A 698-nucleotide genomic window follows, 5' to 3' on the forward strand; every position below is an offset into this window, starting at 1 on the left:
CTCCCATACCGGCACGAAAATCCTTATCCTCCCATTTCGAAGAAGCAAAGAAATAAACCTGACTGACATGATCGCGCCATTTCCTTAAGATTTGCGCATGTAATCGACCGGACATGACATAGTCACGTCGGCACCGATTGTCGGGGTGCTCGTTCTCGCGCTTCTCACCATGGAGGGGAAATGAAGCTCCGGTCACGGATCGGCGTGACGGTCGGCGCCCTGTTCGGCGCCCTCGCCCTGGCCCTCACGGTCCCGAGTTCGGCCTCGGCCGGCGTCCTCGCCTGTGACAACTTCGGCTGTGACGGCCACGACCCGAACATCCAGAGCTGGCAGAGCGGACCGGTCTCGCCGCACGGGCCCTACGATCTCGGCAACTCCTTCCTGTACGAGCTGCGCTGGGGGAAGACCGACGGCGACCAGTACAGCTGGGGCCGGCTGCACTTCATCAGCGGCTCGAACCAAAGCGAGTGGAGCGTGTACGTCCAGCGCTGCACAAAAGACCAGTCCACGTGCTACTGGCGACTCGGGGAGAAGAAGGGCGGCGCCTCGGGCTGGACCGCCAAGATCCCGTCCGGCACGAACTACTACTGGACCCGTACGCCGATGTACTACAACCCCTCGACGCACATGATGCGGGCCTGCGTCGAGAACCCGTCCGGCAAGCAGAGCTGCACGCCCTGGTACTGAGCCTCTCCGGT

The 698-nt window shown here is 62.5% G+C and carries 1 protein-coding gene; it reads left to right on the plus strand.

Going from position 1 to position 698, the window contains the following annotated elements; translation table 11 throughout:
• The first annotated feature begins 180 nt into the window (after positions 1 to 180).
• A complete protein-coding gene (locus tag LPA54_RS34150; RefSeq protein WP_228918235.1) occupies positions 181 to 687 on the plus strand; it encodes a hypothetical protein in 507 nt (168 codons plus the stop codon).
• Positions 688 to 698: the final 11 nt, after the last annotated feature.

Origin of the sequence: Streptomyces sp. DH12, assembly GCF_020873895.1 — a bacterium.
Taxonomy (GTDB): Bacteria; Actinomycetota; Actinomycetes; order Streptomycetales; family Streptomycetaceae; genus Streptomyces.